Source organism: Flaviflexus huanghaiensis, from assembly GCF_014118685.1.
Lineage (GTDB): Bacteria > Actinomycetota > Actinomycetes > Actinomycetales > Actinomycetaceae > Flaviflexus > Flaviflexus huanghaiensis.
This window is the reverse complement of record NZ_JACFAK010000002.1, coordinates 17,432-37,484: the sequence shown is the minus strand read 5'-3', so window position 1 is coordinate 37,484 and position 20,053 is coordinate 17,432. Positions and strand designations below refer to the sequence as shown.

The following is a 20,053-nucleotide window of genomic DNA, read 5'->3' as shown; positions in this document are numbered from 1 at the left end:
TCACACCACCGGAAGGAACCGGTCTCGTTCGAACGGCGTCACCTGGTTCCGGTACCCGTGCCACTCGCTCTCCTTGTTGCGAATGAAGTAGGAAAACGCTTCTTCGCCAAGCGTTTGTGCAACGAGTTCAGATTCCTGCATGGCGGCAAGTGCCTGTTCGAGATTGCCAGGTAGCGAGCCTATGCCAAGGGCCCGGCGCTCGTTGCGTGTCATCGCAAGGACGTCATCGATTGCCTCGTCGGGAAGCTTGAGATCGCGCTCAATCCCGTCAAGTCCCGCTCTGAGAAGGACCGCGAAGGCGAGGTAGGGGTTGGCTGCGGAATCGATCGCACGATATTCGATGCGGGCGGCCCGCTGCTTGCCCGCGCGCAGCGCGGGAACGCGGACGAGGGCGGATCGGTTGTTGTGGCCCCAGCAGATGTAGGAAGGCGCCTCATCCCCGCCCCACAGCCTCTTGTACGAGTTGACGTGCTGGTTCGTGATGGCGGAGATCGACGATGCGTGTTCGAGGAGGCCCGCCATGAACTGGCGAGCCGTCGTCGACAGAAAGTACTCCCCCGATGGGTCGTAAAAGACGTTGCGGTCCCCCTCGAAGAGGGACATGTGGGTGTGCATTCCCGATCCGGGGTGGTCGATGAGCGGCTTGGGCATGAAGGAGGCGAACGCACCTTGCGAAATGGCGAGCTCCTGGATGACGGTGCGGAAGGCCATGATGCTGTCCGCCATTGTCAGAGCATCCGTGAACCGCAGGTCGATCTCGTTCTGGCCGGGGCCTGCCTCGTGGTGAGAGAACTCAACCGGGATTGTCATCGCCTCGAGTGCGGCCACGGCCTCCCTGCGGAAGTCGAGACCGGCTGAGCGCGCCGAATGGTCGAAGTAGCCGGCGCGGTCAATCGGCTTGAACTCCTCATAGGGGTCCGAACTCGGGTGGAAAAGATAGAACTCGATCTCGGGGTGGGTGTAGAACGTGAATCCCATGTCGCTCGCCTTGTCGAGTGCCCTGCGCAGGACAGACCTGGGGTCGGACCGGGCGAGCTCGCCGTCCCGTGTCGCAATGTCGCAGAACAGACGAGCGACCTGGCCCTCGGACGACTGCCCGGGCAGGATCTGGAACGTCGATGCATCCGGATAGGCGAGCATGTCCGCCTCAACGACCCGGGCGAGACCCTCGATAGACGATCCATCGAACCCGATGCCCTCATCGAACGCCTCTTCGAGCTCGGCAGGCGCGATCGCGACAGATTTTAGTGTTCCGATGACGTCTGTGAACCACAGGCGGATGTAGCGCACATCCTTCTCCTGGATGGTCTGGAGGACGTGCTCCTGCTGACGGTCCATTCGACTCCCTTCGTCACGTCCATCTTGCCAGCTTGCGCGCCGCACGCGGCACCGCTGATCTCTTTCCGGCTAGACTTTCTTCCATGACTGAAAGCGCACAGAAGCCCACCAGACCGCGCCGGGTCCGAATCGCCCACCTTCACGAAGCGAAAACGCACGGCGAGCCGCTGACGATGCTGACCGCCTATGACGCCATCGTCGCCTCAATTTTCGATCGGGCAGGTGTCGACATGCTGCTCGTCGGTGATTCCATCGGGACGACGATGTTTGGTGAGCGCACGACACTCGGCGTTGAGCTCGCCGACATGGTCCGCGCAACGACATCGGTCGCGAAGGGTGCGGAGCGAGCGCTCGTCGTCGCAGACCTTCCGTTCGGAACGTACGAGTCGAGCCCGGAGCAGGCTTTCGCCTCAGCCGCACAGCTCGTCAGGGCCGGTGCTCACGCTGTCAAGCTTGAGGGCGGCGTCCGTAGCGCGGCGCAGATCAGGCAGTGCGCGACACACGGCATTCCCATCATCGGCCATATCGGCTTCACACCGCAGGCGGAGAACGCCCTGTCCGGGCCCCGTGTGCAGGGCCGTGGGGACGAAGCCGGCGATCGCATCATCGAAGATGCTGTCGCCGTCCAGGAGGCGGGAGCGTCAGCCGTCGTCCTTGAAATGGTGCCCGCTGATCTCGCCGAGAGAATCACGTCAATCCTCACCATTCCGACGATCGGTATCGGTGCCGGCCCCGGCACTGACGGCCAGGTGCTCGTGTGGACCGACATGGTGGCGATGACAGACTGGCAGCCGTCCTTCGTCAAGGTCTTCGCCGACGTGGGCACAGCCCTCAGCGGCGCCGCAACCGACTACGTTGATGCCGTCAAGTCACGGCACTTCCCCACCCGAGAACACTCCTTCTAAGAACGACGCACCCAGCGGGCATAAGCCTGCTGGGTGCGTCCTACCAACTCACTCGTCGTCCCAGTCCGACTCCCACTCCTCCTGCGCAGTGTCGAACGCCCTATTCCTTGCAGCCGCGATCTTCAGAGCATCGCGAGCCTCTTCCTCGGTGGCGTAAGGGCCCATGAGGTCAGCCCAGCTGGATTGGCGTCCCTTTTCGACGTCGCCGGTTCTTGTGTTGTACCAGTACTCACGATTGGCCATGGCCTGCCTCCTCGACGCTAAGCTTGGTCCTATGCTTGCACAGCGCGCTCCCCTCGGCACCCTTGTCCCCGGCACCCTGTCTCCGAAAAGGGCCGTCCCCGCGTCGATTGAACGACCGGAGTACCTCTTCCATGATGGGCCCGAAGTCGTTACCGCCTCTGATGTGAAAGATGAGGAAACGATCGAGCGAATCCGGCGTACCTCGAGGCTCGCCGCCCAAGCTCTTGCCGAGGTTGGCAACGCCGTTCGGCCCGGCATAACGACAGATGAACTGGACCGAATCGGGCACGACTTCCTTATCGACAACGGTGCCTACCCCTCCAGCCTCGACTACATGGGCTTCCCGAAGTCCCTGTGCACCTCAGTTAACGAAGTGATCTGCCACGGCATCCCCGACTCGACCGTTCTTCATGAGGGCGACATCGTCAACATCGACATCACCGCGTACCGGGATGGTGTACACGGGGACACGAACGCAACGTTCCCTGTTGGGCAGATTGATGAAGAGTCAGCACTCCTTATCGAACGGACAAAGACGGCACTGGAACGCGCGATCAAAGCGGTCAAGCCGGGCCGCGCCATCAACGTCATCGGCCGCGTCATTGAGGCCTATGCGAAACGCTTCCACTACGGGGTTGTTGAGGACTTCACCGGCCACGGCGTTGGAGAGGCCTTCCACTCGGGTCTTATCGTCCCTCACTATGACACCGCACCTCGCTACGACACCGTCATGGTGCCAGGCATGGTGTTCACTATCGAGCCGATGCTGACCCTTGGCACCATCGCGTGGGACCAGTGGGATGACGGGTGGACGGTTTTGACGAAGGATCGCGGCCGTACCGCCCAGTTCGAACACACCATCGTCGTCACGGACGGCGGAGCGGAGATTCTCACACTGCCATGAAGACTGCTTTCGGAATCGATATCGGCGGCTCCGGTATCAAGGGAGCCCCCGTCAACCTCAAGACCGGCTCCCTCATCGGCAAGCGCTACCGCATTCCAACCCCGGAGGTCTCGACCCCGGAGAACGTCGCGGCAACCGTCAAGAAGATCGTCGATCACTTCGATCCAAGCCCCGGCATCCCCGTTGGCGTTGCCCTGCCAGCCCCCGTCATCCATGGCGAGGTGACGTGGATGGCGAACCTTCACGGAGATTGGGTGGGAACGAACGTCGAAACACTGTTTCGGACCTATCTAGGCCGAGATGTCACGGTTGTCAACGATGCTGATGCTGCCGGCTATGGCGAGGCGGAATACGGCGCCGCCAAGGGTATCCCGGGCCCCATCCTTGTCACGACTCTCGGGACCGGCATCGGGTCCGCTCTCGTCGTCAACCATGAGCTCGTCCCCAACACCGAGTTCGGTCACCTCACACTCCCGAATGGGAAAGAGGCTGAACACTGGGCGGCTTCCTCCGTCAAGGAACGGGAGGGTCTGTCCTGGGAGGAATGGGCGGCGCGCCTTGAGGACGTCTACTCCCAATTCGAGCTCCTGCTCAACCTCGATCTCATCATCGTTGGAGGCGGAATCTCGAAAGACGCGAACAACTTCCTCCCGCTCCTGAAGACACGAGCCCCTATCGTCCCCGCGACATTGAAGAACTCCGCTGGCATCATCGGCGCCGCGGCGCTCGCCGCACGAGCGGCGAGGATCCGCGATCTTGCCGAAGCGCAAGCAACCGCAACGAAGAAGAAAAAGAAACGGTAAATCTCCGTCGTTCTCGTAGCCTCAGGTGCGCGCCTTCGGACGTCTCTCAGCACGTGTGAGGCACGGCCCCCGTCGATAGCATCAGCGGCGGCTCACCCATGCGTCTGTCACGATCGTCGACACATCGGTCACGAGACCGGGAAGCATCCTATTGAGCGCACTCGCGAGCCGTGGCAACAGCGGCCATTCGGAGGCATAGTGCGTCGGGCTGATGAGGGCGGGGCCGCCCGCCCACAGGTGGTCGGTTGCCGGATGGTGGCGCAGGTCGGCAGTGACATAAACGTCGGCGCCGACGCTACTGACGAGGCTAAGGAACGAGTCGCCTGAGCCGGGGCTGACAGCAACTGTTTCAACGACAGCTGATTCGTCGCCGGCAACGAGGATACCCGCGGGGGTCTTGGGTAGAAGCGCCCCTATCCGATCCGCTAGTTCACCGAGTGTCTTCGGCTGGATTTTGCCTATCCGGCCGAGACCAAGACTCGGATCGTCGTCGCTTGGCACAAGCGGGCGAGCATTGTCGATGCCGACGAGGTCGGCCATTGCCTGGGCAGTGCCCCACGAATCAGCGTTCGTGTGGGCTGCATACAGCGCGACCCCGGCTCTGATGAGGTCGGTGACCCACGCACCTTTGGCGGTATGGGCGCCGACGGTCGACGTTCCGCGCAGGTAGAGGGGATGGTGCGTGAGCAACATGTCATGCTCGCCGCCGATCGCCTCCCGCACTGTTGCCTCGCACGGGTCGACCGCAAGGAGAATTCTCTTCGCCTCCCAGTCGGGACTGCCAGCGACAAGGCCGACCGCATCCCAGTCCTCCGCCAACGAGGGCGGGCACAGGGCTTCCATGGCTTCAATGACGTCTCGTACCAACATGGTGAGAGTCTAACGCGGCCGCACCTCCGTCGGGATGCGGCAGTCTGGGTGGTGATGTGAGGGACAAGCTGGCCGATACGCCGGGTTCTGTCTAGGGCGACCATCCATCTGGGGTGCGTGTTGCCACACACCTCTAGCAGCCTACCCGTCGGCCCGGGCGGAGCCCGTGTGCGAGCAACATTGAGCCGACTGTCTGGCCTTGCTCCCGGTGGGGTTTACCGTGCCGTCCCGGTCACCCGGTCCGCGGTGAGCTCTTACCTCACCCTTTCACCCTTACCTGTGACGGCGGTTTGCTTTCTGTGGCACTATCCCGCGAGTTACCTCGGGTGGGCGTTACCCACTACCGTGCTCTATGGAGCCCGGACGTTCCTCGACACCGTGGTGCCGCGGCCGCCTGGCCAGCTTGTCCGCCCTCCATTCTACTCGCCCGCCGAGACGCAACCTAACAATCGGTGTTCCGAGCACCTGCGGTTGCGGTAACGACTCGTGCCGACAGAACACCAATGCCGAGACGACAGCACGAACGGGAGCTGCGCGCTCCTGCGAAAGCGCAGTGGAAGAAACTCGTGACGATATCCGAATGTTGCCACGACTCGAGTGACGAGGGTGTACGCGGTACCCAAGTAGACTGGTCGGGTGCTCATCGCCCTGCCGCCCTCGGAAGGTAAAACCGCCCCTCCAACCGGGCCGACCCTTGACCTCGCATCCTTGTCGATTCCCGCTTTCACTGACCTTCGGCGCAGTCTTGTCGACGAGATCGAGCACGTGAGCCGGCGAGACGACGCTGCCGACATCCTCACGGTTGGTGCGTCGGTGGCGGACGAGATCGTTGCCCAACGGCGGCTGAGTCACCAGCCATGTGCGCCCGCTCATGAGGTCTATGCCGGTGTCCTCTATCAGGCGGCCGACTTCGCGAATCTGAGCCCCCGGGCACTGGCCCGCGCCAAGGACAGCGTCCTCATCTTCTCTGCGTTGTTCGGGGCAACATCGCCTGCTGACCTCATTCCGCGATACCGATTGAAAATGGGGGTGAAGTTGCCGGGAGGCACTCCGAAGTCCCGGTGGCGACCGCTGTGGAAGCATCTCGATGACAGGGCTGAGGGCGAGCTTGTCATCGATGGTCGGTCCGCTGATTATGCGGGGTGGAAGCCGCCCGCTTCGGCGGTGCATGTGACGATCGGCGCCGTACGCGAGACGAACGGTGCCCGGAAAGTCATCACCCACAACGCCAAGCACTACCGGGGCGTTTTCACGGGACTTGCTCTGCGAGCAGAGTCCCCGCCCGGCACGGCTGAAGAGCTCGCCCATCTCGCCATGCTCAATGACCCTCTTATCGGCGACATCGAATTGACGGGTAGGGGGCGGCGGCTGACGCTCACCGTTGTCGAGAAGGCGACTGTCGAGAAGGCGACGTGAAGGCCTTTGCCCGCGTGCGATGCACTTAGCGGCGAATGACGACCGCACCCTCTTCGGTCACGTAGACCTCGTCATCGGGAAGCGACGTGATCTTTTCGAATTCGGTGAGCGACAGATCAAGCCCTCCATCGACTGCCCCATCCTGAGTCATGACAACGACACCGAAACCTCCCATCGCGCGAGATTCCTCATAGGCGTCGAGAAGGACCGGGGAGATTGTCGAGGTGAGCTCCTGACGACGAGAACGAACGCCGGCAATCTCGTTCTCGAGGTCAGCGACCTCGGCTGCCTTCCTCTCCGCAAGAGAGTCTCGGACGGTCATGGCGTGCTCAATCTGCTCATGGTCGCGCTCGATCTGTTCGTCGAGACCTTCGAGCTTCTCCATGGCCTCGAGTTCCTGAGTCTCGGTGTCGCTTCGGGTGTCCTTGAGAGTCTCGATATCGCCCTGGAGGATGAGGAGCTGACGGGAGTCCATGTTCTCTCCCGATTCGAGCTGTCCCTGCTTACGATCGATCGAGGCGGACAGTTGCTCGGTCTTCGACCCGCAGTCGGCGATGATCTGCTCGATCGCAGGCCGAGCAGCCTCATGATCGGCAGCCTGCTTCTTCGCAACCCCAAGCGCCGATTCCGCGGCCTCGAGTTCACCGTAGACGGGCAGGGTCGTCAGCGCGTACGTGAGTCGACCAAGTTCTCGATCAATGTCGACAAGGTCGATAAGAGCCTGCTGTTCCTCGAGTGATGCCTTCATTGTCCATCCCGTCGCCTCGTCGTGCCGACACGGGCGGGAGCCTATTTCAGCTGAACCGTCGTCAGGCAGGTGGGGTTGTCGTCGCCCGTACCGATCTCGGCCGTGCCGGTCTTGCCATCATACTGGACCGTCAGAGTCGCTTCGATGTCCGCGGGGAGCCACAGGCCGACAAAGCCATTGTCGAACACGTCAAGAGTGTCATCGACTAGCACCTCCCCCTCGTCGGACACGATCGTCACGTCCACTTCTTCGTTAAAGAGCTCACCCGTGCACGTCGTAAGCGAGTGATAGTAGCAGTCGTGTGTTCGGGTGAGGTACGGAGCAAAAGACAAGTAGAACTCATCATGAGGAAGGTCGATAGCGGCTTCTTCGCCCGTCGACAGGTCGGTGAGGAGAACCTCATCCGAGCGGACTGATGCCATGAGCGTCTGGGGGCGCTCCGCCCTCGGCATCCGGTCGAGACGGTCGACGATCTCAACGCCGTCCCATGACGCAACGGACTCAAACGACGCTGCCTGGTCCTCCGCCGACTCTTCGGACGAGCCAGACTCCCCGCATGCCGACAACGCAAGGAAGGCGATGGACACGGTGATGATCTGCTTCTTTGCCATGATGACAGCCTACGGAATCCGGCGATCTGGACAAAGGGGACGTCAGTGTCGACATGACGTCCGGCGCGAGAGTGTGTGTTCGGCGGTGACCGTGTTCCGAATGATCATCGCCGTATCGCTTATTGCAATGACTGAAGCCGCTCGCACGCAAGACGGCGTATGAGGCGCATTGGTGTGTTGCCCACGGTGCATCGCGAGTCCAGTCGCTATTTGCACTCAGTGCAAATGACTACCTATAGTGGGACCCGTGTTTGAGCCGCAGACAGAATCCGTGAAGGAGAAAAACCGGCGCGCCATCATCGCGGCGGCCGGTGAACTGGCGACCAGTCGCGGCATCGGGAACTTCACGGCAGCTGAGCTTGCTGATCGCGCTGGGGTGTCTCGCCGGTCGATCTTCAACCATTTCCCGTCGACGGCTGACGCCGTGCATGCATATCTGACCGCCAGGATCGACCCCATCCTCGGCCATCTCGCCGCACTCAACCTCGGATCGGTCGACGATCTCATTCATAGTGCAGTGGAGATTTTGCAGGGCGACGAGGCGTTCGCCATTATCAGCCACATCGGCGAGGTTCTGTCCCGCGACCAGCAGAAATCCGACACCGTCCTCTGGGCAAGCGACCTCGTCGACCAGGTCGCGTGCCAGCTCGGCGAGGTCATTGGGCATGCGATGGACATTGATCCGATCGACATTCATTTCGTCTCAAACGCGATCATCAGCGCCGTCCAGACAGCGCATGCGATCTGGCTCAGTCGTGACGATCCGAGCCGCGCTCGCTGGAACAGTCTTGTCGCTCGCGCTCTTGAACTTATCCGTACCGGTCACCGATCCCTCGACCGGTAGCTCCCACCCGAAAGGCTCACCATGGCGAAACTCCTCCAGAGGCTCGGCCGCCTCAGCGCCACACACGCTCCAGTCACGATCATCTTCTGGGTCGTCGCCCTCGTTGCCGCTGTCCTGTTCGGGACGTTTGGCGGCGGCGAGTACTCGACGGCTCTCACGATCCCTGGCACTCGCTCCCAGGATCTTGCAGACCGCCTCGAGGAGGAGCTGCCGGCGGCCGCGCGGGGCACGGGGACAATGACATTCGTGTCCGCGGACGGTAGCGCGCTCGATGAGGAACAGCAGGCGGAGATTTCAGCCGCGCTGGAAGCTGGAGAGAGCGTCGAGGGAGTGTATGAAATCCTCGATCCCTTCCAGACGCGGGAGATGATGGCCGCGCAGATCGCTGAGGCCGAAGAAGGCGCAGAGCAGCTCGATGCAGCCGCCGCTGAGCTCGAGGCCGCTCGCGAGCAGACGCAGCAAGGCCAGGAGCAACTGGATGCGGGGCGGGCGGAGCTCGAGGCTGGTCGAGCACAACTCGACGACGCGTTCGAGCAGATCCCCGACGTCCCGGCGGACAACCTGCCACCGGAGATCGCAGCGCAGGTCGAGGCGCTCAACGAACAGCGGGCCGCCCTGGATGCAGCGGAAGCGGAGCTTGACGCCCAGCAGGCGGCACTCGATGAGGGACGTGCGGAGATCGAGGCGGGCGAGGCCGAGGTGGCCGAAGGGCGCGCAGAGCTCGAGGCTGGACAGCGCACGCTCGCAATCCTTGGCGACTACTCCGTCGTGTCTGAGGATGGCACGGTCGCCATCGCGACCGTGACCTTCGATGACGATTCGCTATCTGTGACGAGCGAGACGAAGGCAAGCCTCCAGGACGCGATCAGCTCCTCGCTCGACACTGTCACCGTGTACTTCTCGCAGTGGATCGACACGGACGTGTCAAACATTGTCGGACCTGCCGAGGTCATTGGTCTGTTCGTCGCGGCAATTGTCCTCTTCGTCATGCTGCGCACCGTCATCACCGCGGCACTGCCGATCCTGACGGCACTCGTCGGGGTCGGTATCACCGTCATGATGTCGATGGGTATCGCTGGCTTCGTCGATATGCACCAGATCTCTCCCATTCTCGGCATCATGCTCGGGCTCGCTGTTGGCATCGATTACACCCTCTTCGTCGTCAATAGGCACCGTCAGCAATTGCGGCAGTCGTTCTCGATCGATGAGTCGATCGGTCTTGCTGTCGGCACGTCTGGGAACGCTGTTGTCTTCGCGGGCCTCACCGTCATCACAGCCCTTGTCGCTCTCAATGTCATCGGCATACCGTTCCTTGGGGTACTCGGCAATGTCGCAGCGATGGCTGTTTTCATCGCCATTCTCCTTACCCTCACGCTGACCCCCGCCATCCTTCACTTGCTTGGCCGCAGGGTCCTTCCAAGGAAGCATCGGCACGCGGAAGAACCTGAAGACAAGGGCGGTCATCTGCATCCCGTTCCAGCGCCTGTCCGGCTACCGTGGTTGACGGCCGCGCTGTCGATCGTTCTTCTCGGTGTCCTGGCGATTCCATTCTTCTCGATGAGACTTGGCCTGCCTGACGGGTCCAACGAACCTCGCGGCACCGATTCCTACGAGAGCCACACGATTACGTCAGAGGCGTTTGGTCCCGGTTTCAACGGCCCCCACATCGTCGCGGCTGATCTGCCAGAGCTCGAGGAAGCTCAGCGTGAGGAGATCATCCTCGACGTCGGTGAGAGGCTGTTCACCAGCGACGAGATCGTCTCTGTCCTTCCTGCTGGCGTCTCCGACAGCGGCGACCTTGCTGTCTTCCAGCTGATTGGAGCGAGCGGTCCCTCCGATGTCGAGACAGAGGAACTTGTCGAGCTCATCCGCGGAATGTCACCGATGGAGATCGACGGGTACTCAATTCCGATCGAGGTGACCGGCCAGACTGCAATGCAGATCGATGTGTCGGAGAACCTGGGTGATGCTTTGCCCGTCTACCTCTCCCTCATTATCGCGATCTCCTTCGTCCTTCTCGTCATCGTGTTCCGCTCGATCCTCGTCCCGCTCGCCGCGACCGCAGGCTTCCTCTTCTCCGTTCTGGCGGCGATGGGCGCGGTTGTCGCGATCTACCAGTGGGGCTGGCTCGGTTCCGTGTTCGGAGTTCACAATCCGGGCCCGATCCTGTCGTTCCTGCCGACGATCATGGTCGGCATCCTCTTCGGGCTGGCGATGGACTATCAACTATTCCTCACGACCGGAATGAGGGAGGCGTGGGTGCATGGGCGCCCCGCAAGAGCGGCCGTCGTCGATGGGCTCTACGCGGCCCGGTCGGTTGTCATCGCTGCGGCCCTCATCATGTTCTCCGTCTTCGCAGGATTCATTTTCTCCGAGCTGTCGATGGTCCGGCCCATCGGCTTCGGACTCGCCATTGGTGTCGTCCTCGATGCCTTCGTCGTCCGCATGGCACTCATCCCCGCTCTGCTTGCACTTCTCGGCGAGAAGTCATGGTGGATACCGCGCTGGCTCGACAAGATTCTTCCCAGCGTTGATGTCGAAGGATCGTCGCTCGAACGCCCTGCGGTAACTGAGGAGGGGCCGGATGTGCGCTCGCGAGGCAAGCATGCCCGCCTCGATGTCGACGTGCACTGAGAAGCCAAACTGAGGGGTAGTAGGCATGTACCGCTCCCTGTTTGTTGGACGAGTTAAATAAAGCCGCGAGGGCATGGGTCCGGTATTCGGGCTCATGCCCTCAAGCGTCCGTGAGAGTCGCTGGATGTCACGCGTGCGCGCCGTTTCTCCTTGCTCGCCGGGCCCGGCCTATGCTGGGCCCCTTCCATCGGGCGCATCGAATTTCCATCGGCGGCTCCACGGCCGCCGGGGTACACTGGGTGGTCGGCTCAATGTCAGCCTGAGTGAAAGCGGGGTGAGTGCAATGGACTGTGACAGTTCTCGTCACCGAACATGGACCGCGCACTCTCCCCTGCCAGGACTCGATCACATCGTCTGAGTCTCTTCCCAAGCAGTCAGCGCATGAGCGCGCGGTCACCCTATGGGCGTTGCCGCCCCACCCGATCTCGTCAAAGGACCGCCATGACAAAGACTCTCGCCGACCTCCAGAACGATCTTGACGCGTTACTTCAGCGCGGGGACTTAGAAGACATCGCGCACTTGCTCGGCGATCTCAGCACCCGCGAGGTGACCGGCCTGCTCGAGCGTCTGCCCACCAATCAGCTGGCCGTCGTCTTCCGGCTCCTGCCGAAAGACCGTGCGATGACGGTCTTCGAGCGCTTCGACCCCGGACACCAGGGCGCTCTTGTCCAGGGTTTGCGTACGGCCGAGGTCACGGACATCTTTGCACGCCTGGACCCGGATGATCGCGCCTGGCTCCTCGAGGAGCTGCCCGCAGGGTTGACAGCCCGACTACTACAGGGGCTCACGTCAAGCGAGCGTCAGATGACGGCCGAGGTGCTCGGATACCCGAAGGGGTCCATCGGCCGCCGCATGTCGCCGGAGTATATAGCAGCCCGGACCGGGGCGACGGCCGGTGAGACCCTGGAGAGGGTCAAGATGGGCCTCGACAAGGCGGAGACGATCTACACCCTGCCCGTCATCGACGATACGCGGCATGTTATCGGTGTCGTCAGCTTGCGCGACGTGCTGCGGGCAGACCCCGACACGGTCGTATCCGAGATCATGCAGGAACCGGTCACAGCTACCGCCTATGACCAGGATGAGGCGGTAGCGAGGCGCGCCGCCGACCTCGGGCTCCTTGCCGTGCCGATCGTCGACCTCGAGAACAGGCTCGTCGGGATTCTCACGATCGACGATGCTGCGAGAATCCTCGAATTTGAAGAGACCGAGGACTCGTCACGACAGGGCGGCGTCGAACCGCTCCGGCGTCCCTATTTCGCCACCCCGGTCCGCCGCCTCGTTAGCTCCCGCATCGTCTGGCTTCTTGTTCTCGCCCTCGGCGCGGCTCTGACCGTTCATGTGCTGTCTGTCTTCGAGAACACTCTCGCCGAAGTGACAACACTCGCTCTGTTCGTCCCTCTCCTTATCGGAACCGGGGGCAACACCGGCAACCAGGCCGCGACCACCGTGACGCGCGCGCTTGCACTCGGAGATGTTGGAACGCGGGATGTACGCAAGGTTTTTGTACGAGAATTCGCCGTCGGTCTATCCCTCGGCATCCTCCTCGGGTTCTTCGGCTTTGTCATCGTCGGCATCCTCTTTGGCTTCGATATCGGCCTCGTCATCGGACTCACCATCGCGTCCGTCTGTACATTGGCCGCGACCATCGGCGGCATCATGCCGCTCATTGCCCGCCTCATCAAAGTCGACCCGGCCGTCTTCTCCAATCCCTTCATCACTACCTTCGTCGACGCGACCGGCCTCATCATCTACTTCCTTATCGCCAAGGCTGTGCTCGGGATCTGAGCCGTGACGTGAGCGCACTGTCTCGCTCGCGGCCCGTGCGTAGTGGAATTCCATGGACATAAGAGCTGGGGCGCCTCTTGTGTGGAGGACGCTTAAAAGCCGGGGGCGGAGCGCGGCGAGCGCGGCCACCCGCCGTCCACGACGTTGCACCTATGAACGATGACACTGGAGGCAGAAACCTCTTCGCGCCGGAAACAGCTAAGGTCTTTCTGCAAGTGCAGATGAACGAAAGGTCGCGTATGTCGGTGCGCTCACGAGCGTGGCTCTACCTCATCGGTGCCATCTTCCTTGAGGTGGCCGGATCCCTCTCCCTCAAGGCCGCACTCGACTTCTCTCTTCTCTACATCGGTGTCGTCGTGGGATATGGTGGCGCGTTCGTCTGTCTCTCAATGGTCCTGCGGCATCGGATGCCCCTCGGAGTCGCCTACGGCATCTGGGGTGCCACTGGCGTCATCCTCACAGCGATCTTCTCTCAGCTCCTCTTCGGCGAACCTCTCACAGCCCTCAAGACTCTCGGAATCGTTCTTATCGTCGCAGGAGTCCTCCTCGTTGAGATCGGGTCACAGAAGGCGGGACGTCCAGCGGAGGCTGTCGCATGAGCGGGTGGGTGTTCATGATGGGGGCTGTGGTGTGCGAGGTTGCCGGGACGCTGTCACTACGAGCCGCCGTTGACAGCCGCCGTTGGTATGCCGTGGTGACGATCGGCTACATCAGCGCTTTTACTCTCCTGTCCCTCACGCTCGCGGCTGGCATGCCGCTCGGGGTTGCCTATGGCATATGGACAGCAGCGGGAGTCGCCCTCACCGCGATCTTCAGCCGGCTCCTTTTCCACGAGCCCCTCACCCGGATGATGATCGCTGGCATCGTCCTTATCATGGTCGGCGTCCTCCTCGTCGAACTTGGCACCGGGCCCCTCTAACAACAGGACTGGTACCCCGAGGCGTCAATCGATGTGGGCCGGGCCCGGGCTTTGCCAATGCTCGTGAAGCAACCGGATCTGACCGGGCACAACCCGCTCGACCGACAACTCCGGCAGGTCATCGACGCAAAACCACGCAACCTCGCTCGTCTCATCGCTCGTGAAGCTGAGATCGACGGGCTCGACTGGATCACAGACAAAGAAGAGCTTGTACATGTGGCGGTCATACACCGGCACATGCGGCCAACGGTGGCGGTCGATGATGCCGGCGAGATGCACGGCGTGCACACGCACGCCAGCTTCCTCAGCGACCTCGCGCTCGATGGCACCCGTCGGAGTCTCAAGGACGTCGCACCAGCCGCCAGGTAACGTCCATCTCCCGTCATCCGCGATCTCCCTCACGAGGAGGATCCGCCCATCGTCATCGAACACGCCACCGCGAACGTCCACCTTCGGGGTCGTGTAACCGGCGATCGAGGCGACGCTTCTGTCATAGTCCGGTAGGGGCTTGCGCGCCGTCAGTTCGGCAACATCGCGTGCGATGTCGCCGATTCGGTGAAACCGGTCGATATCGAATGGATCTTGGCAGTAGGCGAGCGCTGACTCGGAGATTGACGCAAGCTCGATGGCGATCCGGCGGAGCGTCTCGGAGGGATTGGACATGACACGAGTATAGAAGCGCCGAACGCGAAACAGCCTCGGACCAATTCCTCAAGCGTCTGGGCAGGTCAGGGGCTTACTGGCCTCCTCGGCCCCGACGGCCCGTGGCGAGGGCAGATCGAAGAGGAGTACTTCGCGTTAAACTGACGCCAGTCCTGAGGAAGGTAGGCCAGATGAGCGAACGGCGCTTCAGTCGGTCGGACTGGTTGACGATACCGAATGCCGTCACGGTCGCGAGGATGCTTCTCCTTGTCCCGATCGCCTATCTTCTCGTCGTTGATCAGCATCCGGTGCTCACGGCCGTGCTTCTCACCATCTTCGGCATGACCGACTGGGTCGACGGTTTCATCGCTCGGCGCTTCAATCAAGTGAGCCGAGTCGGCGAGATTCTTGACCCCATAGCCGACAGAGTCGGTGTCGCTGTCGTCGCCGTCGTGCTCGTCGCCGCCGACTACCTACCGGACTGGATCGCGTATTCGATTGTTCTCACCGATCTGACGCTCGCCACCATCTACCTCCTGTTCAGAGCTCGCCACCGTCCGCCGGTCAGCCGATTGGGCAAGGCTCGCACGGCGGTGCTCATGGCTGGCCTGCCACTGACCGTGTTCGGCCGGATTCCTGGACTCGAGATTGGTGCAACAATCGGCGTTGCCTTCGCCTCGCTTGGGGCGGTTCTTCACGTCATCACTGGCGTCACCTACGCCTGGGCGATCCAGCGGGAAAGTCGATCCGCAATCGCCAACGAAGTATCGACCTGACCCAACGAGAGAAGGAGAGCCATGCGCGGAGTCATCCTCCATGCCCCCGGCGATGTTCGCGTTGTCGACCGGCCCGATCCCGTCATCGAAGCGCCGACCGATGCGATCATCCGTGTGACCGCCGCCTGCATCTGCGGTTCCGACCTGTGGCCATATCGTGGCGCCGACCCTGTCGACGACAAGCCCATGGGCCATGAGTACGTCGGTATCGTCGAGGACGTGGGCGAAGACGTCCGCACCCTCGAGGTCGGTGACTTTGTCGTCGGTTCCTTCGTCGCGTCCGACAACACGTGTGAGATCTGCACGGCAGGATTCCAGTCACGCTGCGTCCATCAGGTCATGATGGGATCGATTGGCACCCAGGCCGAGAAGGCCCGTATCCCCCTCGCCGACGGCACCCTCGTCGCCGTCCCTGGTAAGCCGACGGCCGCGCAGGCCGCAAGCCTTCTCGCCGCCTCAGACGTTCTCGGCACCGGCTGGTTCGCCGCGGTTGCAGCGCAGGCAGGTCCAGGAAAGACCGTCGCTGTCGTCGGTGATGGTGCGGTCGGTCTCATGGGAGTGCTAGCGGCGAAGCAGCTCGGAGCGAGCCGCATCATCGCCATGTCCCGGCACTCCGACCGGCAGGCACTCGCGAGCACGTTCGGCGCTACCGACATCGTCGAAGAGCGCGGCGAGGCCGGCATCTCCGCGATCAATGAGCTCACCGGCGGATATGGCGCCCACTCGACCATCGAGGCCGTCGGCACGCAGGAGTCGATGATGCAGGCGATCGGTGCGACACGGGCGGGCGGCCACATCGGTTTCGTTGGCCTCTCCCACGATGTTCACATCGACGGCCGTATTCTGTTTGCTAAGACGGTGAGCCTGTTTGGTGGGATGGCGCCCGTGCGGCGCTTCTTGCCCGGCCTCATCGACCTCATCATGACGGACCAGATCGATCCTGGCATCGTCTTCGACATGGCACTTCCGCTCGAGAAAGCCGCCGACGGTTATCGGGCAATGGACGAACGCCGAGCAATCAAGGTCCTGCTCGAGACGCAGCAGTAGGCGTCCGGCAGGTTTAAAGCCCTCACCCGCACTCAGGCTCCGCACTTTTCGGGTGATAGCGAGCATCAGCCCCGGCACAGAAGCGAGGGCGCCTAGCAGCGAGTAGATTCGCCCGCCGCACCCAGTGAGTCACTCGGTTCGGTTGGTCTGGTCTGCGGCGCTACTCGAATATCACGCGCTTCCTGCCCCAGCCGTTGAGGGTTGGGCCAGCCGCTTCTAACGTCGTTCCCACGGCTGACCGCTGAGACGGGCCGCTGATGGGGGAATATTGTGGAACGCATCGTACTCGCCTGCACTGTGGCGGGCGAGGTCAGGCACATGCCGACTGCAGGATCGGTAGCGTCATCATGATACCGAGCCCGCGCGCGTTTCGAATCGCTCTCGTCGTCGCCCTCATCGGGGCGGGAGCCCTCCTCGTGGGTAAGCCTGCGGACGTCGGCCTCCAGGAGGCCGCGGAGACGATCACCGCCGCGCTGCATGCCGCTGGGGTCATGGTCGACGTGCGGTATGGCCATGTTGAGGCTGCCGCGAATGTCCTTCTTTTCGTCCCCCTCGGCTTTCTCCTGACAGGCGCTACTCGGAGCTGGTGGATCGGAGCCGTGGGCGGCTTCGCCCTGTCCGCTGGTGCCGAATCGCTTCAGTTTGCGCTGTTGAGCTCACGCCAGGGCACCCTCCGCGACCTCGTGTGTAACACGCTTGGCGCTGTCCTCGGCGCCAGCGCAGCGTCGTTCGTTATCGCGGCCTCGCGTCGCCGCACTTCGACTCCCACCGCCGGGGCCTCGCGCTCGGCGGATCCGCTCTGACCGAGAGGACAGCCATGTCGCAATCGCGTGTCGACCTCGCAGGAATCATCGTCGATCTCGTCGACGAGGATCACGCCGTCGCCCACATCCTCAGCCGAGCCGCTAACCCTCCGACGGAGTCCGAACGCCCGGTTCCCCTATCGGTCGTGTCAGCAAACCTCGACCACATTGCACAGTTCGGGCATGGCGGGAGGTGGGATCGCACCCTCGGCGACTCACTCCATCCGACGTCGGCAGAAAGTCCTCACGGATGGGGGCGGATGGACTGGCTGACGCTTCTAGACGGGGCGCCGCTCGTCTCCCGTGCGAACCGGATGACGGGCCGTACCTGGCCCAGGCTCGCCGGGAGCGACCTCATCGGCCCGCTACTCGACGGCGCGGCCGTAGCGGGAGTGTCCGTCGGTTTCCTCGGCGGTTCCCCCGCCATCCAGGAAAGCCTGTCCCGGGAACTCGCCCTCTGCCGGCCGGACCTCACTGTCGTTGGACTCTGGTCTCCCGACCGCTCGACTCTTTCCGACCCGGTTGCGAGCCGTGAGCTTGCACGCGAGATCCGGCTGGCCTCCCCTGACATTCTCGTCGTCGGGCTCGGAAAGCCCCGACAGGAGCTGTGGATGGCGCAGTATGGAATTCTGACTGGCGCCCGCGTGCTTCTCGCCTTCGGCGCGGTCGTCGACTTCCTTGCGGGTGCAGTCCGTCGGGCGCCCCGGTGGGCAGCCGACAATGGAGTCGAATGGGCGTGGCGGCTCGCGCTTGAACCGCGACGGCTCGCACGCCGCTACCTCGTTGACGACCCGCCAAGTCTCCTGCGGATCCGGACGGATTCCGCCGTCATCCCACCCGACACCCCAGCACTGACCCCTCCCGCCATCCGCTCCGACCTCGTCGCAACGGGCGGACCGGGCAGGTTTGTCGGAACGGATGAGGAAGCGGATGTCGCTGTCTGCATCGTCACTCACAACAGCGAAGACTCGCTCGACACGTTGCTCAACGGGCTGCGGGGCGAGGCAGGCTCACTCCGATTGAAGGTTGTTGTCGTCGACAATGGTTCGACCGACGCCACTCCCGCGATTCTTCTCGACCATCCGGACGTGGCGGCCGTAGGGATCGGAGGCAACCTCGGTTACGCCGCGGGTCTCAATGCGGCGATGCGGGCGGCGGGGCCAACGACGTCCTATCTTGTCCTCAACCCTGACCTCGAGGTTCGTCCCGGCTCTGTCGCCGCTCTCCTTCGGCGCCTTGCCATCTCCGGCGGAGGGATCGCTGTCCCACAGCTTCTCGACGCGGACGGCACCGTCTTGCCCTCCCTTCGGCGAGAACCGAACCCGTTGGCAACGCTCGGCGACGCAGTTCTCGGCGACAGGATGTCGAACAGGCCCGCCTGGCTCTCTGAGACAGAGCATCATCGCGAGGCATATCAGCACCCCCACAGGGTCGACTGGGCGACGGGTGCGGCGCTGCTCATCGACGCTGATCTCGCGGCAACACTGGGAGACTGGGACGAGCAGTTCTTTCTCTACTCGGAGGAGACCGACTACTTCCGCCGCGCCCGACTCGCAGGTGCGAGCGTGTGGTACGAGCCTTCATCCGTCATGGTCCACACCGGTGGCGGCTCCGGCTCGTCACCGAGCCTTGATGCTCTCCTTGCGGTCAACCGTGTCCGCTATGCTCGCGCGCATGGTCGCGGAGCGCACGCAATCCGAGCAGCTCTCATCCTACGAGAGGCGATGCGGGTCACTCGGCCCAGGAGCCGCCTGACCCTCCGCACGCTTCTCGATGAGGCGAGGTGGGTGGATCTGCCAGGGCCGACTGCGGCAGCAGAGTACGAGCCGGACGCGTCATTTCCTTCCGGCAGTATCATCATTCCCGCCCACAACGAGGCCTCGGTCATGACAGCGACACTCACGGCGCTCGCGCCGATCATCGGCTCCGTCGAGATCGTCGTCGTGTGTAACGGCTGCACGGATGACACAGCCTCCGTTGCGCGCCGCGTCGCCGGAGTTCGGGTTCTTGAGCTTGCGACGCCGTCAAAGACGGCGGCGCTCAACGCTGGCGATCAGGCGGCAAGCCGATGGCCGCGGCTCTACCTTGATGCTGACATCGAGATCTCCCCCGTCGCGGTGAGGATCCTTTTCGAAAGACTCGGCCGGGGAGATATTCTCGCCGCACGACCCGCATCGAGGTCAGACCTCACCGGCGCGACATGGCCGGTCCGTGCGTTCAGCCGGGCTCGGCTACGCATGCCGGAGACAAACCGCTCCCTTTGGGGGGCAGGAGCGTATGCGGTGACGGAGGCAGGGCACAATCGGTTCGGTTCATTTCCTGACGTGACCGCTGATGATTTGTTTGTCGATCTGCAGTTCGCGGCCGGTGAGAAGACGGTCGCGGTGACCCCTCCCGTTCGGGTTCGGACGCCACGCAACACCGCCAGCCTCATCGCGGTCCTTCGGCGAACGTACCGGGGGCAGGCCGAGATCCGAAGGTCCGCAGGCCTCGTGCGACATCCCGAGGGTGCGCAGACGACGGGGCGGACTGCTCGCGGTATTTTTGCGGGCGTGTCCGGACCGCTCAGCCTTGTCGATGCGATCGTGTGCGCTGGGCTCACGGGATGGGCCCGCCTTGGCGCTCGGCACGGCGGCGCCCGGTGGGAGCGTGACGAGAGCACTCGCCTGCCCATGCCCACTGGCTCTCATACCGCGAGCGCCTCTGCCGAATCTGCCGACCCCGCACCTGTCCTGCGAATGGGAACGCTGTGATGGGACTCA

19 protein-coding genes and 1 other RNA gene are annotated in these 20,053 nt (G+C 62.9%); 13 read left to right on the top strand and 7 right to left on the bottom strand.

What is annotated here, in order from left to right:
- Window positions 1–1,338 carry a type I glutamate--ammonia ligase gene (gene glnA / locus H7E91_RS01850; RefSeq protein ID WP_182353378.1) on the bottom strand — a complete coding sequence of 446 codons (1,338 nt, stop codon included), beginning with the start codon at window positions 1,336–1,338 and terminating at the stop codon, window positions 1–3.
- A gap of 83 nt (window positions 1,339–1,421) precedes the next feature.
- On the opposite strand from glnA, the gene panB reads away from it, so the two are divergent.
- Window positions 1,422–2,243 (top strand): 3-methyl-2-oxobutanoate hydroxymethyltransferase, encoded by an 822-nt coding sequence (panB, locus tag H7E91_RS01845; RefSeq protein WP_182353377.1) that lies wholly within the window; start codon window positions 1,422–1,424, stop codon window positions 2,241–2,243.
- A gap of 48 nt (window positions 2,244–2,291) precedes the next feature.
- On the opposite strand, the gene H7E91_RS01840 is transcribed toward panB, so the two are convergent.
- A complete protein-coding gene (locus tag H7E91_RS01840) occupies window positions 2,292–2,486 on the bottom strand; it encodes a hypothetical protein (RefSeq protein WP_182353376.1) in 195 nt (64 codons plus the stop codon).
- 31 nt (window positions 2,487–2,517) lie between these two features.
- Between H7E91_RS01840 and map the strand changes: the two genes are divergently transcribed.
- Together map and ppgK are read left to right on the top strand one after the other, a co-directional pair.
- The gene (gene map / locus H7E91_RS01835; protein WP_241698307.1) at window positions 2,518–3,390 is read left to right on the top strand and encodes a type I methionyl aminopeptidase; all 873 of its coding nucleotides are present in this window, start codon (window positions 2,518–2,520) and stop codon (window positions 3,388–3,390) included.
- Entirely contained in the window at window positions 3,387–4,193 is an 807-nt protein-coding gene (gene ppgK, locus H7E91_RS01830) for a polyphosphate--glucose phosphotransferase (RefSeq protein ID WP_182353374.1), read from the top strand. The genes map and ppgK overlap by 4 nt, the downstream gene beginning before the upstream one ends.
- Before the next feature lie 81 nt (window positions 4,194–4,274).
- Here ppgK and H7E91_RS01825 read toward each other — a convergent pair whose 3' ends face one another.
- Together H7E91_RS01825 and rnpB are read right to left on the bottom strand one after the other, a co-directional pair.
- On the bottom strand, window positions 4,275–5,063 hold the full coding sequence (locus H7E91_RS01825) for a Nif3-like dinuclear metal center hexameric protein (RefSeq protein ID WP_182353373.1): 789 nt from the start codon (window positions 5,061–5,063) through the stop codon (window positions 4,275–4,277).
- A 60-nt stretch (window positions 5,064–5,123) separates the two neighbouring features.
- Window positions 5,124–5,469, bottom strand: an RNA gene (gene rnpB / locus H7E91_RS01820) — RNase P RNA component class A.
- 230 nt (window positions 5,470–5,699) lie between these two features.
- Between rnpB and H7E91_RS01815 the strand changes: the two genes are divergently transcribed.
- Window positions 5,700–6,479: a peroxide stress protein YaaA gene (locus tag H7E91_RS01815; protein WP_182353372.1), complete on the top strand. Its 780-nt coding sequence runs from the start codon at window positions 5,700–5,702 to the stop codon at window positions 6,477–6,479.
- Between the two features lie 25 nt (window positions 6,480–6,504).
- On the opposite strand, the gene H7E91_RS01810 is transcribed toward H7E91_RS01815, so the two are convergent.
- Together H7E91_RS01810 and H7E91_RS01805 are read right to left on the bottom strand one after the other, a co-directional pair.
- A complete protein-coding gene (locus H7E91_RS01810) occupies window positions 6,505–7,227 on the bottom strand; it encodes a zinc ribbon domain-containing protein (RefSeq protein WP_182353371.1) in 723 nt (240 codons plus the stop codon).
- Between the two features lie 41 nt (window positions 7,228–7,268).
- Window positions 7,269–7,838 (bottom strand): CueP family metal-binding protein, encoded by a 570-nt coding sequence (locus tag H7E91_RS01805; protein ID WP_182353370.1) that lies wholly within the window; start codon window positions 7,836–7,838, stop codon window positions 7,269–7,271.
- Between the two features lie 247 nt (window positions 7,839–8,085).
- Between H7E91_RS01805 and H7E91_RS01800 the strand changes: the two genes are divergently transcribed.
- The 5 genes from H7E91_RS01800 (at window position 8,086) to H7E91_RS01780 (ending at window position 14,023) form a co-directional block, all read left to right on the top strand.
- Window positions 8,086–8,682, top strand: coding sequence for a TetR family transcriptional regulator (locus tag H7E91_RS01800; protein ID WP_182353369.1), 597 nt, complete (start codon window positions 8,086–8,088; stop codon window positions 8,680–8,682).
- Window positions 8,683–8,703: 21 nt separating this feature from the next.
- Window positions 8,704–11,316 (top strand): MMPL family transporter, encoded by a 2,613-nt coding sequence (locus tag H7E91_RS01795; RefSeq protein WP_182353368.1) that lies wholly within the window; start codon window positions 8,704–8,706, stop codon window positions 11,314–11,316.
- A gap of 441 nt (window positions 11,317–11,757) precedes the next feature.
- Window positions 11,758–13,104, top strand: a complete 1,347-nt coding sequence (mgtE, locus tag H7E91_RS01790; RefSeq protein WP_182353367.1) for a magnesium transporter — start codon at window positions 11,758–11,760, stop codon at window positions 13,102–13,104.
- A 239-nt stretch (window positions 13,105–13,343) separates the two neighbouring features.
- The gene (locus H7E91_RS01785) at window positions 13,344–13,703 is read left to right on the top strand and encodes a DMT family transporter (RefSeq protein WP_182353366.1); all 360 of its coding nucleotides are present in this window, start codon (window positions 13,344–13,346) and stop codon (window positions 13,701–13,703) included.
- Window positions 13,700–14,023, top strand: a complete 324-nt coding sequence (locus tag H7E91_RS01780; protein WP_182353365.1) for a DMT family transporter — start codon at window positions 13,700–13,702, stop codon at window positions 14,021–14,023. Before H7E91_RS01785 ends, H7E91_RS01780 begins: the two co-directional genes overlap by 4 nt.
- A 24-nt stretch (window positions 14,024–14,047) precedes the next feature.
- Here the strand turns inward: H7E91_RS01780 and H7E91_RS01775 are convergent, their stop codons facing one another.
- Window positions 14,048–14,686: an NUDIX hydrolase N-terminal domain-containing protein gene (locus tag H7E91_RS01775; protein WP_182353364.1), complete on the bottom strand. Its 639-nt coding sequence runs from the start codon at window positions 14,684–14,686 to the stop codon at window positions 14,048–14,050.
- A 170-nt stretch (window positions 14,687–14,856) separates the two neighbouring features.
- On the opposite strand from H7E91_RS01775, the gene H7E91_RS01770 reads away from it, so the two are divergent.
- The 4 genes from H7E91_RS01770 to H7E91_RS01755 all read left to right on the top strand — a co-directional run bounded on the left by H7E91_RS01770 (window position 14,857) and on the right by H7E91_RS01755 (window position 20,044).
- Window positions 14,857–15,441 carry a CDP-alcohol phosphatidyltransferase family protein gene (locus H7E91_RS01770; RefSeq protein WP_182353363.1) on the top strand — a complete coding sequence of 195 codons (585 nt, stop codon included), beginning with the start codon at window positions 14,857–14,859 and terminating at the stop codon, window positions 15,439–15,441.
- A gap of 21 nt (window positions 15,442–15,462) precedes the next feature.
- On the top strand, window positions 15,463–16,488 hold the full coding sequence (locus tag H7E91_RS01765) for a zinc-binding dehydrogenase (RefSeq protein WP_182353362.1): 1,026 nt from the start codon (window positions 15,463–15,465) through the stop codon (window positions 16,486–16,488).
- A 347-nt stretch (window positions 16,489–16,835) separates the two neighbouring features.
- Window positions 16,836–17,291: a VanZ family protein gene (locus H7E91_RS01760; RefSeq protein WP_182353361.1), complete on the top strand. Its 456-nt coding sequence runs from the start codon at window positions 16,836–16,838 to the stop codon at window positions 17,289–17,291.
- A gap of 14 nt (window positions 17,292–17,305) precedes the next feature.
- Window positions 17,306–20,044: a WecB/TagA/CpsF family glycosyltransferase gene (locus H7E91_RS01755; RefSeq protein ID WP_182353360.1), complete on the top strand. Its 2,739-nt coding sequence runs from the start codon at window positions 17,306–17,308 to the stop codon at window positions 20,042–20,044.
- Window positions 20,045–20,053 lie beyond the last annotated feature (9 nt).

Bases quoted from the DNA above. Each gene is read 5' to 3' on its own strand.
- H7E91_RS01770 (WP_182353363.1), top strand. From the start codon at position 14,857: ATGAGCGAACGGCGCTTCAGTCGGTCGGACTGGTTGACGATACCGAAT.
- H7E91_RS01840 (WP_182353376.1), bottom strand. From the start codon at position 2,486: ATGGCCAATCGTGAGTACTGGTACAACACAAGAACCGGCGACGTCGAA.
- H7E91_RS01825 (WP_182353373.1), bottom strand. From the start codon at position 5,063: ATGTTGGTACGAGACGTCATTGAAGCCATGGAAGCCCTGTGCCCGCCC.
- H7E91_RS01780 (WP_182353365.1), top strand. From the start codon at position 13,700: ATGAGCGGGTGGGTGTTCATGATGGGGGCTGTGGTGTGCGAGGTTGCC.
- panB (WP_182353377.1), top strand. From the start codon at position 1,422: ATGACTGAAAGCGCACAGAAGCCCACCAGACCGCGCCGGGTCCGAATC.
- H7E91_RS01775 (WP_182353364.1), bottom strand. From the start codon at position 14,686: ATGTCCAATCCCTCCGAGACGCTCCGCCGGATCGCCATCGAGCTTGCG.
- H7E91_RS01805 (WP_182353370.1), bottom strand. From the start codon at position 7,838: ATGGCAAAGAAGCAGATCATCACCGTGTCCATCGCCTTCCTTGCGTTG.
- H7E91_RS01760 (WP_182353361.1), top strand. From the start codon at position 16,836: ATGATACCGAGCCCGCGCGCGTTTCGAATCGCTCTCGTCGTCGCCCTC.
- H7E91_RS01755 (WP_182353360.1), top strand. From the start codon at position 17,306: ATGTCGCAATCGCGTGTCGACCTCGCAGGAATCATCGTCGATCTCGTC.
- glnA (WP_182353378.1), bottom strand. From the start codon at position 1,338: ATGGACCGTCAGCAGGAGCACGTCCTCCAGACCATCCAGGAGAAGGAT.
- map (WP_241698307.1), top strand. From the start codon at position 2,518: ATGCTTGCACAGCGCGCTCCCCTCGGCACCCTTGTCCCCGGCACCCTG.
- ppgK (WP_182353374.1), top strand. From the start codon at position 3,387: ATGAAGACTGCTTTCGGAATCGATATCGGCGGCTCCGGTATCAAGGGA.
- mgtE (WP_182353367.1), top strand. From the start codon at position 11,758: ATGACAAAGACTCTCGCCGACCTCCAGAACGATCTTGACGCGTTACTT.
- H7E91_RS01810 (WP_182353371.1), bottom strand. From the start codon at position 7,227: ATGAAGGCATCACTCGAGGAACAGCAGGCTCTTATCGACCTTGTCGAC.
- H7E91_RS01795 (WP_182353368.1), top strand. From the start codon at position 8,704: ATGGCGAAACTCCTCCAGAGGCTCGGCCGCCTCAGCGCCACACACGCT.
- H7E91_RS01785 (WP_182353366.1), top strand. From the start codon at position 13,344: ATGTCGGTGCGCTCACGAGCGTGGCTCTACCTCATCGGTGCCATCTTC.
- H7E91_RS01765 (WP_182353362.1), top strand. From the start codon at position 15,463: ATGCGCGGAGTCATCCTCCATGCCCCCGGCGATGTTCGCGTTGTCGAC.